This is a genomic window from Lacibacter sp. (assembly GCF_057361365.1).
The window spans coordinates 24,886-42,165 of sequence record NZ_JBMQSG010000009.1; the positions used below are offsets into that span (position 1 = coordinate 24,886).

11 protein-coding genes are annotated in these 17,280 nt (G+C 40.0%); 2 read left to right on the forward strand and 9 right to left on the reverse strand.

Annotation, left to right across the window (positions count from 1 at the left end):
• Nucleotides 1-74: 74 nt before the first annotated feature.
• The 4 genes from ACO1QW_RS07855 to ACO1QW_RS07870 are packed head-to-tail and all read right to left on the reverse strand — an operon-like array spanning nucleotide 75 to nucleotide 3,685.
• Nucleotides 75-689: a hypothetical protein gene (locus ACO1QW_RS07855; RefSeq protein ID WP_486257315.1), complete on the reverse strand. Its 615-nt coding sequence runs from the start codon at nucleotides 687-689 to the stop codon at nucleotides 75-77.
• A 3-nt stretch (nucleotides 690-692) separates the two neighbouring features.
• On the reverse strand, nucleotides 693-1,235 hold the full coding sequence (locus ACO1QW_RS07860; RefSeq protein WP_486257317.1) for an RNA polymerase sigma factor: 543 nt from the start codon (nucleotides 1,233-1,235) through the stop codon (nucleotides 693-695).
• An 8-nt stretch (nucleotides 1,236-1,243) separates the two neighbouring features.
• Nucleotides 1,244-2,095: a hypothetical protein gene (locus tag ACO1QW_RS07865; RefSeq protein WP_486257319.1), complete on the reverse strand. Its 852-nt coding sequence runs from the start codon at nucleotides 2,093-2,095 to the stop codon at nucleotides 1,244-1,246.
• Between the two features lie 39 nt (nucleotides 2,096-2,134).
• Nucleotides 2,135-3,685 (reverse strand): hypothetical protein, encoded by a 1,551-nt coding sequence (locus tag ACO1QW_RS07870; protein WP_486257321.1) that lies wholly within the window; start codon nucleotides 3,683-3,685, stop codon nucleotides 2,135-2,137.
• A 241-nt stretch (nucleotides 3,686-3,926) separates the two neighbouring features.
• Here ACO1QW_RS07870 and ACO1QW_RS07875 point away from each other — a divergent pair, with 241 nt between their 5' ends.
• Nucleotides 3,927-4,658, forward strand: coding sequence for a hypothetical protein (locus ACO1QW_RS07875; RefSeq protein WP_486257323.1), 732 nt, complete (start codon nucleotides 3,927-3,929; stop codon nucleotides 4,656-4,658).
• A 252-nt stretch (nucleotides 4,659-4,910) separates the two neighbouring features.
• Nucleotides 4,911-7,832, forward strand: a complete 2,922-nt coding sequence (locus ACO1QW_RS07880) for an FAD-binding and (Fe-S)-binding domain-containing protein (protein WP_486257324.1) — start codon at nucleotides 4,911-4,913, stop codon at nucleotides 7,830-7,832.
• A gap of 93 nt (nucleotides 7,833-7,925) precedes the next feature.
• On the opposite strand, the gene ACO1QW_RS07885 is transcribed toward ACO1QW_RS07880, so the two are convergent.
• The 5 genes from ACO1QW_RS07885 to ACO1QW_RS07905 all read right to left on the reverse strand — a co-directional run bounded on the left by ACO1QW_RS07885 (nucleotide 7,926) and on the right by ACO1QW_RS07905 (nucleotide 17,278).
• Nucleotides 7,926-9,233: a TolC family protein gene (locus tag ACO1QW_RS07885; protein WP_486257326.1), complete on the reverse strand. Its 1,308-nt coding sequence runs from the start codon at nucleotides 9,231-9,233 to the stop codon at nucleotides 7,926-7,928.
• Nucleotides 9,234-9,336: 103 nt separating this feature from the next.
• Nucleotides 9,337-10,014, reverse strand: a complete 678-nt coding sequence (locus ACO1QW_RS07890) for an ABC transporter ATP-binding protein (RefSeq protein ID WP_486257328.1) — start codon at nucleotides 10,012-10,014, stop codon at nucleotides 9,337-9,339.
• Nucleotides 10,015-10,027: 13 nt separating this feature from the next.
• Nucleotides 10,028-12,382 (reverse strand): ABC transporter permease, encoded by a 2,355-nt coding sequence (locus ACO1QW_RS07895; protein WP_486257329.1) that lies wholly within the window; start codon nucleotides 12,380-12,382, stop codon nucleotides 10,028-10,030.
• Nucleotides 12,383-12,391: 9 nt separating this feature from the next.
• Nucleotides 12,392-14,842: an ABC transporter permease gene (locus ACO1QW_RS07900; protein WP_486257331.1), complete on the reverse strand. Its 2,451-nt coding sequence runs from the start codon at nucleotides 14,840-14,842 to the stop codon at nucleotides 12,392-12,394.
• Nucleotides 14,843-14,851: 9 nt separating this feature from the next.
• A complete protein-coding gene (locus tag ACO1QW_RS07905; RefSeq protein WP_486257333.1) occupies nucleotides 14,852-17,278 on the reverse strand; it encodes an ABC transporter permease in 2,427 nt (808 codons plus the stop codon).
• Nucleotides 17,279-17,280: the final 2 nt, after the last annotated feature.

The following is a 17,280-nucleotide window of genomic DNA, read 5'->3' on the forward strand; positions in this document are numbered from 1 at the left end:
ACAGCTCATCTTTTTCACTAATCCCAACCTTCCTGTCATCCTGAGGCACGAAGGATCTGTTCAACATTCATTCATCAATTCCCACTGCTGTCCTTCTTCGGTACAATTTTATAATCAGCATCAGTTATACCTTTTACGCCTCTTCCCTTCTTTGTTGAATCAGGAACATTAGTTTTCGGCGGCGACACATTCGGTGGCGTAAACACAGGTGCAGTATTCGTAATTACTTTATTACTGTCGGGTTGCTGCACAGGTAATGTTACAGGAGCAATACTGTTACTGTCAACAGGCAAACCTGTGGATGTGTTTGCCGGAACAGTTGTATTGTTTACAGGTGCTATCGTATTGATTGTACCCGGCGAATTATTGCCTACAGGATTATCGTTGTTGTTAGGTGATGTTACAGGAGTGGTGATTGTTGGTTGATCGTTCGAGGTTGTTGTTTGTTTACGGTTGTTGAAGAAATAAATAAATACAATTGCAACAGCAGCAATCATGAATCCACGGTTGAGCCATGTACGTGGACCACTCGTTGGTGCAGGTGGCGGATTGGTTGAACCATCATCCGTCGGCAGATCAATATCGAGCTGTGCTTCGATACGTGCCCAGATAGCATCCACCATATCCGGTGCAGTTAACTGCTCAAGCTTTTCGGTAATGGTTAATTCGTATGTTGCTTTTTGATTCATCCGCTATGTTGTGCGACTGAGTTGTTGTTGTAATTTTTTCCGGGCTTCGCTGAGGTGCCATTTCGATGTGCCCTCGCTGATGTTTAGTTGTTCGGCTATCTCCCGGTGATTATAGCCTTCCACGGCATACAACACAAACACTGCATGTGTTGCGGGTGGTAACTGGTGAATGAGTTTCATAATTTCATCGGCACCCATGCGTTCCAACACCGTATTACTGATCTGCGGTTCTTCCACCGTTTCCAGTTCCATATCCTTACTGAAACGTTCTCTTGCTTTCAGGTGATCGAGCCCTTCATTCATCACAATACGTTTGATCCATGTTTGCAACGCACCTTTTGTTTTATCAAACGTGTGCATGCTTTTAAAGATCTTCACAAAGGCATGACTCATAATATCAGCAGCATCCGCTTCATCACGTGAATAACGCAGGGCAATAGTCACCGCATAGCTATAGAACTGCCGGTACAACTGTTCCTGTGCCCTGCGGTTATTGCGTTTGCAATCTTCCACCAACTGATCAATATCGAGTGCTTCTGCAATCACTTCCCTGCTTAGAAATTTGTGTCTTTATCTTTTTCAACATCCTGCATCCGCTTCAAAAGAATAGCCGATGAAATAGATGATAAAATGATTTTGTCTCTTGCATCTAAATTATTCGCAAACCAGATGCTGTTATCTAGAATATCAATAATGGCTACTACTCCATCATCCCAACGCAATTCGTAACCGGTAAGCATGGGGCCGCCCACTACTTTTGTTTCTTTACCAGCTTTTGTTGTTACTTTTTCCAAACGCAATGGACGAATAACAATATTCTCTTTGCCATTGGTTGCATAACCTTCTTCTTCTACATACGGACGATCGAAGAGACGGCGGGCAGTATCTTTCTTTGCATCATATTTATTCATCAACACTACAGACCATGGATCGTTTTCTTTTGCCATCAACGGAAGGATAGCCGCAGTGAATGCATATTCGTAACGTTGCGTTGCGTTCACCTGTCCGAGAAAAGGATTGTTGCTTTTGTACACAAGTTGATTTTCGCTGAACTTTTCAGTTGCAAAAACTTCGGTCATTAAATTTCCATCCTGGATCGTGTATTGAAATTTATTGCGTTGTTTCAGGTTGCGTACATCGGTATCGATGTTGAGAACACGCAGCAACATGGATTGCGGATCGAGACTGAATTTTGTGTATTGAAATGAACTGCTGAAATCCCATCCACGCTTTACTGCTGAAGTAGAAAATTCACCAAAGCTTAACCGCTGATTGATCATCCAGCCATTCAATCCTTTCACCTGCATTTTGGTTGCCTGCGAGCTGAAGCTCGCAGGAACCGATACTTTGGCTGCTGTACAAGAGATCATGAACAGCAGAAAGAGGTATGATAATTTTTGTAACATATCATTTCGTTTATGAAATTAATAAGAAATGCTTTTCTATCAATAATTGTAAATGGTCTTTGTTGTAAACAAATGTTGTCCGGTTATATATGATTTGTAGCGGCGGATGAGCTCCACAGGGTAACCTTCGCTATCATATTTGTATTCGAAACTGTAGACAACATTTAAAGGATAGTTACCAAAATAAGTACGTGCTTGCCAGTTAAGATTGTTTTTTGAGCTGTTGCTTAAAAACAAGTCGTGCCAGTTCATGTGTGCATAAGGGTTGATGTTGTTATCGTGCTGGTAAGTTCCTGTTTCGGTACTTCCGTTGCTTGTGCGGCTGTTATCGGAAAACAAGTTGCCATTTCTCCAACGCTGATAATATTCCATTGTAAGTGCAGTGTGCGAATAACTGAAACGGAAATTCACTTCATCCAAACCATCGCCGTTACGGCCATGATGTGCTACTTCCACTTCTGTTTTAGTTACGTTCAGCAAATCTTCTGTAATATGATCGATCTTACCTGAAGCATTATACCGAAAGCTTCTTGAACCTGCAAATGCATTCGTTTCATTATAAATATTTATTTTTTCTACACGGCCCTCAGTGTACTCAAAATTTTCTGTTCTGGCAATAAACGGCGTTCCATCTGTTGCACGCTTCTGCATAAATTCAATTTTTGCCAATCTTCCTTTACCATCATAGATGTAATTGTTTTTCGATTCGGCTTTGTACATATTGCCATCCCAACGTGCAATGATTTCTGATTTCAGTTTCTTTGCTTCTTTCTCTTCACCAAATTCGTACACAACATCTTTACGGATATCTGCCTTAGCCAAACGCTTCGTATAATCCTTTCCCCATTTTTGTACAATGAATTCGTGTTGCGCTGCATTTTTATCTAACTGCACAGTATTAACACCTGCAGCAAGACTGATAAATTTTACACTCAGCAATTCATTGTTCGCATTGAACATGCGATAGATCAATGATGATGGAATACTATCGTACAATATATCACCCACTTTGATACTTGTTTTTATTTTGATGCTGAGTGTTTCTTCTTCACCTGGATTTGATGCATTACCAAACGCATCAGCAGCATAACCAAAATCAACTGCTTTATCTGTCGGTTCAACTTTTAAAAATTCAGCAGGCACATTAAGCGTTACTGCCGATGGCAATACCATTATATAAGCTAAAGGTTTGCTTACTGCTGCGGCCTTTGCCGAATTAGTAACAGGCACGGCATACAATACATTACCTGTGCCCGACACAATCATGAGTTTGCTGATGCGGTAAGTACCAGCAGGCAATTCCAGTTCTTCGGTTGTAAATTTTCCGTTGTAACTGATAGCAGCGAGTTTATTGGTTACAACCAATTCGTCCTGCGCATTTTTAATATCAAACTTCGCAAACAGGTTGGCCATTGGCTGATTAGGTAAACCGGGTAAGGCTTCGGCAGTGATGCGGTACTTGTGCGAAAGGCCGGGCGTTGGACCGGGACCATCACCAGGTTTGTTAGGTTCTACGGGTTTCTTGCAGGAAACAAGGATGATAAGGCTTGCGAAAAAAAGCGTGAACACGCTGCGAAATGTCTGTTTCATGTTCTTTGATTATAAGGTTTAAAAAAGCCGCTGTTTGTGGCGGTATGATAGAGATACCCCACACGGGCACAAAAGGGTTGGGTAGAAAACGGGGCGTTAACGGAAGTTTAACATTTGGGAGAAACGGAGCCTTTTCTATCCGGAACACGCATTCAAAACTTGAGGATCTTGGTTTTAAATTTTTCGTTTTAGCAGCCGTTATTATATTGTAGCGTAATCTCAAGTATTAACTGACTTTTTGATGGGAGCTACATTTTCTGACATATCATTATATACGCCTATCCCTTTTGAAGCTGGCACACCCGAATATCTGGAAATAACATCTCTGGAGAACTTCATAAGTGATTTGTATGTGCAGAGCATGAAAGGCTACAAGCCAGTCGGCGCAACGAGGATAACAATTCAACCTGCATTTCATGGCATTTGGAAAAAACCACAAAAACTGGCTTCAATTATTTCAGTTGCCCCCTATTATAACTATGAAGAATATGCCCGACTAGAAAAAAAAGAAAAGTACAAGTATGTGCTTGACCTAATTCAAAATGCCATACTACAAGCAAGTGAAGAATTTAATTGGGATAGATCCATTTTTGAGAGAGCTTATGAGAACATCATTGCAACAGATTTTAAATTCCAAATTAATTACCCTGCAAAACAATCGAGAGACAAAAAAAAGTCGGGACATCTTTCTATTGAAAAGACAGAAACAGCAACATATGTTTATGTAAATATTATCAAAGAAGGCCATACTATTAAGCAATTGCTTTTTGCGAAAAAAAATTCCTGGTGTTATGATTGCGTATATATTCTATTAAAATACAGTAAATGGCTTGACTCTGATAAATTCGGCATTGCATATCGTAAAAATCGAATCGTCGTTTGGTTTTCTTTGGAACAAAACAAGATTGCTTTTATTGAAAAAGGTATTGAAGTAGAAAGCATCAATTTTACAAATCACTTCTTACTTCAATAATAACGGGCAAGTAGCATACTCATCAGATTCCTCCTTCGCCGGAAAGACAGCTTTGTTGAGCATTGTGTAAAAGTTCATCATAAGCACCAAGCCCAACCTTCCTGTCATCCTGAGGAACGAAAGATCTGCCTGGCTTAAAATATTAATTTACTGTTCGTTACTACGCAATCGTTCCCACACCTCCCCTTCCACAACTAACACCCGCAAGTTTCAAACAGTGTAAATTTGGGTCGCCCAACTGCAGCAGCAAACATGAACGAACGATTACAACAACTGGCACAGCAACTCGAAGGAGAATTTTATTTCGATACCACCATGCGTACCGTTTATGCCACCGATGCGTCGGCATACCGTGAGTTACCATTGGCCGTAGCTATTCCCAAAACCAAAGACGATCTTAAAAAGCTCATCGCTTTTGCACATACCAACAAAACCTCGTTGATACCACGTACCGCAGGTACTTCACTTGCCGGACAGGTGGTGGGCAACGGCATTATCGTGGATGTATCGAAATACTTCACAAAAATTCTTGAACTCAACAAAGAAGAGAAATGGGTGCGTGTGCAGCCCGGTGTAATTCGTGATGAACTGAACATGTTTTTAAAACCGCATGGTTTGTTCTTTGGCCCGGAAACTTCAACTGCCAACCGTGCTATGATTGGTGGTATGGTGGGCAACAATTCCTGCGGCAGTAATTCTGTTTTATACAGAAGCACACGTGAGCATTTGCTGGAAGTGGATTGTCTGCTGAGCGATGGAACAGAGACAACGTTTAAAGCATTAAACATTAATGAGTTTCATGCAAAGTGTGAAGGCGAAGGATTGGAAGCAAACATCTATCGTTCCGTAAGAAGCATGTTGAGCAACTATGACAATCAGGTGGAGATACGCAAAGAGTTTCCGAAGAAAACAGTAGAGCGCCGCAATACAGGTTATGCTATTGATTTGTTACTGGAAACCGCACCATTCACTGCCGGTGAAATAGATTTTAATTTCTGCAAACTTATTGCAGGTTCAGAAGGCACACTGGCGTTGATCACAGAAATAAAATTGAATTTAGTACCACAGCCTGCAAAAGAAATTGGTTTGTTGTGTGTGCATTTTAATTCGGTACATGAATCGTTGCTGGCAAACCTCATTGGTTTAAAATACAATCCTGGTGCAAGTGAACTCATTGATCATTATATTTTGGAATGCACCAAAGAGAACAAAGAGCAAATGAAGAACCGCTTCTTTGTACAAGGCGATCCCGGTGCTATTCTCGTAATTGAGTTTGCAAGAGAAACAAGAGAAGAGATCGTTGCTATTTGTGAAAAAGTGGAAGCTGACATGCGTGCAGCAGGTTTGGGTTATCACTTTCCTTTGTTGTTTGGTGAAGACAGTAAAAAGATATGGACATTGCGTAAAGCAGGATTGGGTTTACTGAGTAATTTACCCGGCGATGAAAAAGCAGTACCTGTTATTGAAGACACGGCTGTTGATGTAAATGATCTTCCTGATTTCATCCGTGACTTTAACGAGATATTGAAACAACATAATCTCTACTCCGTGCATTATGCACATGCAGGTTCGGGTGAAATTCATTTGCGTCCGATCATCAACTTAAAAACAGAAGAAGGTAACCGTCTTTTCCGTGTAATTGCAGAAGAGATTGCTACACTCGTCAAAAAATACAAAGGCTCATTAAGTGGTGAACATGGTGATGGCCGTTTGCGTGGTGAGTTTATTAAACAAATGGTTGGTGAAAAGAATTACCAGCTTTTGAAAGAGGTAAAGAAAACATGGGATCCTGCCAATATTTTTAATCCCAACAAAATTGTAGACACACCGCCGATGGATACCATGCTGCGGTATGTGCCCGGCCAGAAAACACCGGAGTTTAAAACTGTGTTCCGTTTCCACAACCAGGATATTCTGCAACATGCCGAGCAATGCAATGGCAGTGGCGATTGCCGTAAAACCCATTTATCAGGAGGAACGATGTGTCCATCCTTCATGGCTACACGTAATGAAAAAGAAACGACAAGAGCAAGAGCCAATATACTCCGTGAGTTTTTAACCAACTCAACAAAAGCCAACCGCTTTGATCATAAAGAAATTTATGAAGTGATGGATCTTTGTTTGAGTTGCAAGGGTTGTAAATCGGAATGCCCCAGCAATGTGGATATGGCCAAACTCAAAGCAGAGTTTATGCAGCATTACTACGATGCGAATGGTGTTCCTTTCCGTTCAAAACTCATTGCCAACTTTACCAACTCATCAAAGCTGGGAGCAATTGCACCATCGTTGTACAATTTTGTAATGACGAACAGTGCGATCAGTTCATTGGTAAAAAAAGCATCGGGCTTTGCATCCAAGCGTTCCATGCCGACGATGTATAGCACTACATTAAGTAAATGGTACAAGAAGGAAAATCCGAATTCCAAAATCCAAATTCCTAATTCCAAAAAGGTATACCTTTTCTGTGATGAGTTCACCAATTATAACGATACACAAATCGGTATCAAAGCTGTTGAGTTACTCAACAAGCTTGGTTACGAAGTGATCATTCCTGAACATATTGAAAGCGGTCGCTCCTGGTTATCGAAAGGTTTGATCAGGAAAGGAAAAGAAATTGCGAATAAAAATATTGAACTCCTCTATCCTGTTGTTACTGCAGAAACGCCATTGATCGGTATTGAACCTTCTGCTATTCTCACCTTCCGTGATGAGTATGTTGACTTGGCAACAGATGCCAACTTTGAAAAAGCAAAACAGCTTGCAGCCAATGTATTCATGATCGATGAATTTATTGCACGGGAAATCGACAAAGGCAATATCAGCAAAGAGCAATTTACATCTGCTGAAAAGAAAATTAAACTGCATGGCCATTGTCAGCAGAAAGCATTGGTGGGTACTGTAGCAACAGTAAAAGTATTATCGTTCCCCGAAAATTATAAAGTAGAAACTATTCCTTCGGGATGTTGTGGCATGGCAGGTTCATTCGGTTATGAAGAAGAACATTATGAACTCTCGATGAAGATCGGTGAAATGGTATTGTTCCCTGCTGTGCGAAATACAGCTGATGATGTGATTATTGCAGCACCGGGTACGAGTTGTCGCCACCAGATAAAAGATGGTACCGGCAAAAAAGCATTACATCCTGTGGAAGTATTGTGGCAAGCGTTGAAATAATTTGCCACCAAGGCAAAAAGACGGAAGCAGCACAAAGAAGAATCAATAAGCTTTCTTTTCCTTTCTTCTTTGTGCACCTTAGCGTCTTTGTGGCTACTTGCCTTGGTAAAAATCAAGCACTCTTGTACGGAAACTGTATTCGTATTGTGTTTGCACAAGATTGATCTTTGTTCGGTCAAGATTATTTTTAGCAATGAGAAATTCTGCAGCATTGATCACACCACTTTCAAAACGCACTTCAGCAGCACGAAATGATTCTTCAAAATTTGTCAACTGATCTTTTAATATCGAGTAGCGATTATACGATGCCTGCATATTCAACCATGCTTGTTCAATGTTTTGCGTTAACTGGTAATTGGTATTCTCAGCATTAAGCTGCGTATTCTTCAATTGCAACTTTGCCTGCTTCACCCTGTTCTTTATTTGCAGGTTATTGAAAATGGGAATCCGCATATTTACACCGGCAAAGAAACCAAGGTTGTTTTCCATCTGCTGAAAATAACCAACAGATGAAGTCGAAAAATTCTGCACTTCCCGGTAGACAAGTGTGCGTGCAGTTCCATTTTTAATGTAAGTGCCGGTTTCTACTTCTGCTATTGTTGTGGGTGTTAAACGTGTACCCAAACTTGAATAACTACTGCCTGCACTTGCGCCTAAACTGATCACGGGGTAATAACCACTCTTCGCAATTTGAATTTCCTTTTCAGCGCTCTTCACCCTGTATTCGTTTGCTTTTACCAACGACATATATTCCATTGCTGCAGCAATTACTTCAGGTGAAGTTTGCGCATACAATGTTTCACCTAATTGAACAGTTCTCTCCAATTGCAGTGCAGGTGCGTAAGGAATATTTATCAACTGGCATAATGCAAGCTTCGATTGCTGCAGATTATTTTCAAGCGTCACAATATTGATCTGTTCATTAGCCATTTGGCCTTTCATGTCTGTCAACTGGAAATTCCCTGCTGATCCTTCTTTCACCATGATCTCCATTCTTTCGATCTGCTTTTTTGTTACCAGCAATTGTGCACGGGAAACATTCAACACATCTTCTCCTACCAACACCTGCATATACGCAAGTATTACATTCAGCACGAGATTATCTTTCGCTTGCTTATAATCCAGCTCTGCAGCCTTGTGAGAAAAATTTGTTTGCTGAATTAAATTCTGCAAACGCATACCGTTGAATAAGATCACACCAGCATCTAATCCTGCATTGGACGATGACAATTGATTATTGGTATAAGTATTGGTGATAGGATCAACGTTACGACCAAAGTTGTTACCAAAATTCCAACGGCTGTTTACATTCGGCAACAGGTTCATCTTTGCCTGGTTTTTATCAATCGCTGCCGATTGCATTTGCAAACCTGTTTGCTGCACAAGAACATTTCTATTCAAAGCCGTATCAATACATTGCTTTAAACTATACTGCTGCGCCTTGACACTTATTGTCAAAACTAAAAGGCACAACACAAAACTGAATATCCGCATAACTGTTTTATTAATTTTTAACCTGTTGTTCAATACGTCCATCAAGTAAATGAATGGTTCTGCCGGCGTATGCTGCATTTTTTTCACTATGTGTAACCTGGATGATCGTTACACCTTCCTGGTTCAGCTGTTTAAATAATTCCATGATCTCCTCACCTTGTTTGGAGTTGAGATTACCGGTGGGTTCATCAGCAAGAATTAATTTTGGCTTAGCAATCAATGCACGTGCTACACCTACCAACTGTTGCTGGCCACCACTCAATTGTGTTGGAAAAAGATCTTTCTTACCAACAATATTGAAACGATCGAGCATATCAGCTACCATTGCTTTTCGTTCGCTGCCTTTCACGTCTTGGTACAGCAATGGCGTTTCGATGTTTTCATAAACCGTGAGCTCATCAATTAAATGATATTGTTGAAAAACAAAACCAATGTATTGCTTATACAATTGTGCCCGTTGCTTTTCTTTTAACTTATGTACGCTTTCGTTCAGGAAGTTGTATTCACCTTCGTCAAAGCCATCAAGCATACCAATTACATTTAACAAAGTTGATTTGCCTGAACCAGATGGCCCCATAATGGAAATAAACTCTCCTTCTGATACTTCCAGATTAATGTCCTTTAGTAAAAAAGTGCGGTTGCCGCCGACCGTAATCCACTTAAATAAATTTTTCAGTTGTAATAACATATCCTTTCGTTGTTTATTCTGTTCGTAAATTTTTAACAGGGTTCGCTGCTGCTGCCTGCATCGATTTATACATAATGGTGAATAAGGCAATACTAAAAATGATGCAGAAAAGTAAACATAACAACCAGATGTTTATCCCATCGTTATAAGCAAATAGCTTGATGAATACATAACCAGCCATATAACTGATAGGTAATGCAATTGCTGCAGAAATAATAATCAGCTTTACAAAACTTCTTGATAATTCTTTAATGATAGCAGGAACTGATGCACCCATCACTTTTCTAATACCAATTTCCTTTACCCGTCTTTCGGTATGATAAGTAACAATACCCAGCAATCCCATTACAGCGATCACCAGCACTACCACACAAAACATTCCCATAAACCGCATATCTCTTCCGGGGAAATAGCGATCATACAAATCTTTTTGATAGTTAGAAAAAGCCAGTTCTTCATGCGGATGATATCTTTTCCAAACGCTGTTAATCTCAGCTTTAAATAAGGCATCGTCCACCGGCGTTTTTGTTTTAATACTGATTACATGAAACTGCGATGGATTGTATTGCAATACCAAAGGCTTTGTTGTAAACTGGTACACATAGTAACAGAAATCTTTTACTACTCCCTGGATGGTTGCCTGCCGGCTATTATTTAATACGATCACTTTACCGATGGCTTCCTGTGCAGAACCTAAACCCAATGTTGCAAGCGCCTGTTCATTTACCAATATAAAATCAGAAACAGAATCGCTATTGGTAACTGGAAGATTTTTTCCTGCAATAATCTGCAGGTTCATGTTGGCAACAAAATCAGCATCGGCTGCGTAATAACTTGCTTCTATATTTTGCTCCTGGTTATTTTTTTTGATGGCACATTGTGCCGAGCTGCCGCCAAACGGAGTTGATACTAATCCAATCCGTTCTACCGATTTGTTAGCAGCAACATCATTCTTCAACAACCGATGGTCACCGTTAAATGAAATATTGTATATCTGCTCACGGTTAAAGTTTTCATTGTCTGTGGCCATGTATCTAAACTGGCTATACAAGCTTGCAGTGAGAAAAATAAAAAGGGAAGTGGCTACAAACTGAATTACAACCAGGCTGTTTCGCAATCCCATTCTTCCAAATGAAGATGGACTGATTGTTCCCTTCAACACTTTCGCCGGTTGAAAACGTGAAAGTATTCTTGCCGGAATAAAACCTGCCAGCATTCCAATAAAAACAGCAAACACAATGAACACTGCCCAGATAACGATCTTGTTATCTACTTCCCAGGTAAACCAGTTTACATAGCTAAATTGTTGCATTAACTTGAGCATGATAAACCCTACCAGCAAAGCAAGCAATGCAACAAGAATTGCCTCGCAAATAAATTGCCATACCAATTGATAACGTAACGCACCCGCAACTTTCCGCACACCTACTTCTTTCGACCGGCTGAGCGAACGTGCTAATGTTAGATTCACGTAATTAAATCCAGCTAGTAATAACAACGCTAATGCAAAACCAAAATTCACTGCAAGGTCGGGCAATGACTCTACATAAGAATTACCACGAAGATCATCGAAATCAGGAGCAAGTCTTGTGATGTACTGTTTACGAAAATTGAGTTTCTCTTTTAGCGATAGCGAAGCGGCTTGCCTGTTTATTTTTCCAGCAATTGCTCCTAACGCAGCATCCAGGTTTTTATCTTGTACCCCGGGTTTCAGTAACACATAAGTAAATCCGTTCAAAGATGTTAATACAGTATCTTTTGCAATTCGTTTGTAGGTGGCCATTGAAACCATAATGTCGCTGCGTAAATGCGTATTACGTTTGTAAGGCTTCAGTACACCTGTTATTGTAAACTCGCCATAGTCGGGATGACTGAGTGATTTACCCACCGGATCAACTGTTCCAAAAAAAACTTCTGCCTTTTCCTTTGTTAATACCAATGTATTTGGTTCAACTGGTCTTGTACCTTTCTCCAATTCAAATCCAAACAGATCGAAGAAAGCAGGTTCAACATAAATACTATTGACATCAATTGTTTTTAAGCGATTGTTTAACTGCCAACCAAAATCACGCACTACAAAAGTTGATTGCTCGATATAAGGATAACCTTGCTTTAACTGTTCTGCGGCAGCTACGGGTGATAATGCATATTTTGTTTTTGTGCCCACATTATCTGTTACGTCGGTGATAATTCTGAATGTGCGCTCAGGATGGGGATGAAAATTATCGAACTCATAAGCACTCTGCACCTGCATTAAACTCAACAATGCAAACGGAATTGCAAGTCCCAATCCCACAATATTGATAAAGGAGAACAACTTATTCTTCCACAAATTTCTCCACGCTACTTTTAAAAAATTCCTGATCATCGTTTAAATTTATTCTGTTCGTAAACTTTTTACCGGGTTTGCTATTGCCGCTTTAATTGCCTGGAAACTTACTGTAAGCAAAGCAATGCCAAAAGCCAGGGCACCTGCCAGTGCAAAAACCCACCAACTCATATTAATTCGATAGGTAAAATCTTCCAGCCATTTATTCATCATCCACCAGGCTACAGGAACTGCCAGCAACATAGCGATCAATACCAGTTTCAGGAAATGCTTTGAAAGCATTGTGGTTATGCTGCCAACTGAAGCACCGAGTACTTTACGAATACCAATCTCATGTACACGCTGCTGCGTGGTGTAAGCTGCTAAACCAAGCAAACCAATGCAGGCAATAAATATGGTGAGTGATGAAAAGAAAATAAATATCTTTTGTGTTCGTTGCTCAGCATGGTATTGGGCAGCAATTGTCTTATCAAGAAATTCATATTGAAATGGACGGTCTTTAATAAAGGTCTTCCACTTCTGCTCAATAGCTGCAACTGTTTCTTTAAAATTATCAGCCTTTACACGAACCGCAGTAAGAAACATGACGTCATTAAATCGTGCAGCATTGGTAAACACCAATGGCACTATTGGCTGATGAAGCGATTGGTAATGAAAATCCTTTACCACTCCTACAACGGTGTACACACGTTGCGATCCATCAGGCGCATTTAAAAATTGTTCCGGCGTAATTAATCTTGCTCCAATTGGTTTGGTCAATCCCATTTCCTTCACTGCTTTTTCATTCAGCACTACAGCAAGTGTATCTGTTGGAAAATCTTTGGAGAAGAAACGACCTTCAGTTAATTGAAGACCTAATACCGAATGATATTGGTCATCGGTCATAATACCTCTGCCGGTCATTGGCTCAGTACTGCTCATTTCCTGCCAGCTGATACCGAAATAATTTTCCATGCCGGGCACAGCTGTTGCGCCACTTACATTTTCAACACCAGCGATCTTTTTCACTTCGTTTTTAAATGCACGTGTATTTTCAGCAAGCAGATCGGTGCGTTGCAGGATAATTGTATGCTCTTTATTAAAGCCGAGTTTATCACTCGTCATGTAATTCATTTGCTGGTTCACAACAATAGTGCAAATGATAAGAATAACAGAAACAGCAAATTGAAAGATCACTAATCCATTTCGTAGTGCTAAGCCATACGAACCTGTTTTAAACTTGCCACGCAACACTTGTATTGGCTTAAATGAAGAAAGTACAAATGCAGGATAAAGCCCGCCAAGAATTCCTGTAAGCAATGTAATGCCCAAAAGTATAAGCAGGGAATTAACATTAATGATACCATTGAACGATAGATGCTTGCCGGATATTTGGTTGAACAACGGCAATAAGAGATAAGCGAGCCCGATGGCAATGAGCATGGCTGTGAAACTTAATAAGGCAGATTCAGCAAGGAACTGTGAAACAAGCGCCTTTTTTTCTGAACCGAATGTTTTACGTACACCCACTTCTTTCGCCCTTTCACCAGATCTTGCTGTAGAAAGATTAATAAAGTTTACACAGGCGATCAAAAGAATGAATACTGCAACGAGTGAAAAAATATAAACGGCTGTTAAACTGCCATTAGGTTTTAATTCTCCTTCAAGATGAGATATTAAATGAATTTTAGTTAATGGCTGCAGGTAATATTTGTAACCATTCCCTGCTTCCTGGAATTTTTTGAACGACACACCAAATTGTCTTTCGATATTTCCAGCTGCATACTTCTCAATCACCTTTGGCATTTTTGCTTCAAATGCTGCTACACTGGCATCTTTATTCAACAGCACATAAGTATGCGGACCAAAGTTGACGTAGTTAATGTTGCTGAAGTTTTCATTACCTGCTGTTGAAATGAGCATATCAAATCCAAAATGCGAAGTCTCTGGCCAGTTGCTGCAAACCGCTGTTACTTCCACCGGGGGATTATCACCTTCGGGTTGTAACGATTTGCCAATTGCATTTTCAACTGAGCCAAAATATTTTATAGCCGCCCTTTCAGTAATTACAATTGAATTCGGTTTATTCAATGCATGTTCTTTATTGCCTGCGAGTATGTCGGCCTGGAATACTTTGAAGAAATTAGAATCTGCAAACAGTGCATTCTTTTCTTCAAATTTTTTCTCTCCGTACTTTAACTGGAAACCCGCACCGGCACCAAAGTCAAAAATTCGCACTGCTTCTCTTACTTCAGGCATTTCCTGTTTTATCGCATGTGCATATGATTGCGGAATATTTGAATAAGATGTACTTCTTCCCGGATACTTTCGTTCAACTACCAGCCGGTAAATATTATCTCCTTCCTTATGAAATTTATCATAACCGGTCTCGCTTTTAATAAACAATACAATCAGCAGGCAAACCGCCATACCGATTGCAAGTCCTATAACGTTGATAAAAGAATAACCTTTTCTTTTCATCAAACTGCGGTAAGCGATCTTCAGATAATTCTTGATCATAATAAAGGTTTATTCAGTTCGTAAGCTTTTTACCGGGTTTTGCATAGCAGCTTTCACTGTGTTAAAACTGATGGTGACATAAGCAATGATTAAGGCCGTTGCCGCCACCAACAAAAACATCCATAATTGTATGGTGATCCGGTATGGAAATGACTCGAGCCATTTGTTCATGGCTAACCATGAAACTGGTGTAGCGATGAGTACCGCAATGAGCACCAGCTTTACAAAATCTTTCGAAATAAGAAATGACAACTGCGGCACATCGGCACCGAGAACTTTACGTACGCCAATTTCTTTTACCCGCTGCTGAATCATCAACAACACCATTGCCAATAAACCTAAACAGGAAAGCAGAATCGCAATTACTGCAGCAAGACTAAACAACAACGCCATTACCTTTTCCTGCTTATACCAGTTGTTCACGTTATCATCAACAAACGATCCTTTAAATTCACGACCCGGTTCAAGTATGGCCATTTCACGTTTCAATGCATCCATCACTGCAATCCTGTTCTGCGCATTTGTTTTTATGAAGGCATACTTCACAGGATTTCGTTTATTCAGGATCAGGGCAATGGGTTCCGTTTTTTCATGTAATGAATACATATGAAAATCAGGAATGATAGCAACGATGTTCCATGCGGCTTCTGAACTATCCACGACTATTTGCTGACCAGTCAATTGTTTTTCTTTGAACTGCTTTGCGGCGCTTTCAGTGAGGATAACCTGTTGCACTGTATCAACCGAATAACTCATATCAATATCATTTCCCTCAATAGGTTTGATGCCAAATGTTTTCAGAAAATCGTAGTCAATAAAATTAATATTGGTGTTGATCTCTCCGCCCTTGTAACCAAAACCGTTGCTCAGCTTGGTTGTACTTCTGTCGAGACCAAGCCCAATATTGATATGACTTCCCGATACCGATAGCACACCCGGGTTAGAAGCAAGACGTGTACGCAATTTTTCAATATTCCTTTTTCCATCATTAGGTTTATGAAAAGGAATGCTGATGAGGAATTCTTTTTTGATACCGATATCTGCTGTTTGTAAATATTTAAACTGCTGGTAGATGATGAGTGTGCAGCTGATCATGATACATGCAATTACAAATTGCACAACGATCAACCCGCTACGTACAATACTTTTACGTTTTAATGCAAGTTTTCCTTTTAAAGTTTCTACAACTTTAAATTTGCTCATTAACCAGGAAGGATAGCCACCTGCGATAAACGATACAAATAAAAGCAAGCCCAAGGCCATGAGAAGGAAAGATGGTTCCAGCATCATTTTCCCTAACGGCATATTACTTCCATTTTGGCGTTGAATAAACGTAAGGATGATTTTCGAAGCACCCATCGATAGCAGGAACGCAACTAAACAAACTAAAAAACTTTCACTCCATAGTTGTGTAAACAAACGACTCTTGGCTGCTCCTAAACATTTACGTACTCCAATTTCTTTACTGCGTGTAAATGCATTGGCAAGGTTAATATTTACAAAATTGAAGCAGGCGATCAATATGATCAACAGCCCAACAAGCAATACCACCAACATCTCGGCCTTATTCACCGAATTACCTAACCCACTGATGCGTGGACTGAAATGCACATCCGGCAAAGGCAATAATCTTGTAGCAAAAATATCCCCACGCTTATCTTGTTTTGCGCCATCACGTTTCGCATTTTCATACCAGGAAGGCAAATACTTTTTATTCACCGCTATCAATTGCTGCTCTGCCTGTAATTGTGTAGCACCATCTTTTAACATCACAAATACAGAATGATGCTGATTATCCCAATTGTTTTTTTCGTTTGCATAGCTCCCGTTGTTTTCAATTCTGGCCAATGCATCAAAACGAATACTTGTGTTATTTCCGAAATCCTTCAACACAGCAACTACTGTCATCTCCTTTTCCTTACCACTGTATGAGGATCTTATTGTTTTGCCAATAGGATCTTCGTTGCCGAATATTTTCTTTGCTGTTATCTCTGTAATAACTATATCCGATAAACTTTGTAAAGGGCTGGCTTTATTCCCTCTTACAACGGGGAATGTGAACATCTTTAAAAAATCCTCGTCCACCAGCATTGTAGAAATATCTACCTCCTTGTCGTTATACTTGACGGAATTACTGCCGTAAAGAAAACGAGTTGCTTTATCAATGGCCGGCACTTCTGCTTTAAATGTAGGCGCTGCAGGATAACCAAATACATTGCCTATCTCCTCACCTGCTGGCTTATTAAAAAACTGGTAAGCCATGAATATTTTTCCACGATTTGCATGATTCCGGTCGTAACTGAACTGACCATACACAGCTAGCAATACCAAAATACCAATGGTGAAGCCAATAAACAAACCAACCAGGTTTATAGTAGTATGTAATTTATTTCGAAAAAGTCTGCGTATGCTGATGCTGATATAATTCTTAAACATGA

Coding starts and splice junctions, on each gene's coding strand:
- ACO1QW_RS07895 (WP_486257329.1), bottom strand. CDS start 12,382: ATGATCAGGAATTTTTTAAAAGTAGCGTGGAGAAATTTGTGGAAGAAT.
- ACO1QW_RS07900 (WP_486257331.1), bottom strand. CDS start 14,842: ATGATCAAGAATTATCTGAAGATCGCTTACCGCAGTTTGATGAAAAGA.
- ACO1QW_RS07875 (WP_486257323.1), top strand. CDS start 3,927: ATGGGAGCTACATTTTCTGACATATCATTATATACGCCTATCCCTTTT.
- ACO1QW_RS07905 (WP_486257333.1), bottom strand. CDS start 17,278: ATGTTTAAGAATTATATCAGCATCAGCATACGCAGACTTTTTCGAAAT.
- ACO1QW_RS07855 (WP_486257315.1), bottom strand. CDS start 689: ATGAATCAAAAAGCAACATACGAATTAACCATTACCGAAAAGCTTGAG.
- ACO1QW_RS07865 (WP_486257319.1), bottom strand. CDS start 2,095: ATGTTACAAAAATTATCATACCTCTTTCTGCTGTTCATGATCTCTTGT.
- ACO1QW_RS07870 (WP_486257321.1), bottom strand. CDS start 3,685: ATGAAACAGACATTTCGCAGCGTGTTCACGCTTTTTTTCGCAAGCCTT.
- ACO1QW_RS07880 (WP_486257324.1), top strand. CDS start 4,911: ATGAACGAACGATTACAACAACTGGCACAGCAACTCGAAGGAGAATTT.
- ACO1QW_RS07890 (WP_486257328.1), bottom strand. CDS start 10,014: ATGTTATTACAACTGAAAAATTTATTTAAGTGGATTACGGTCGGCGGC.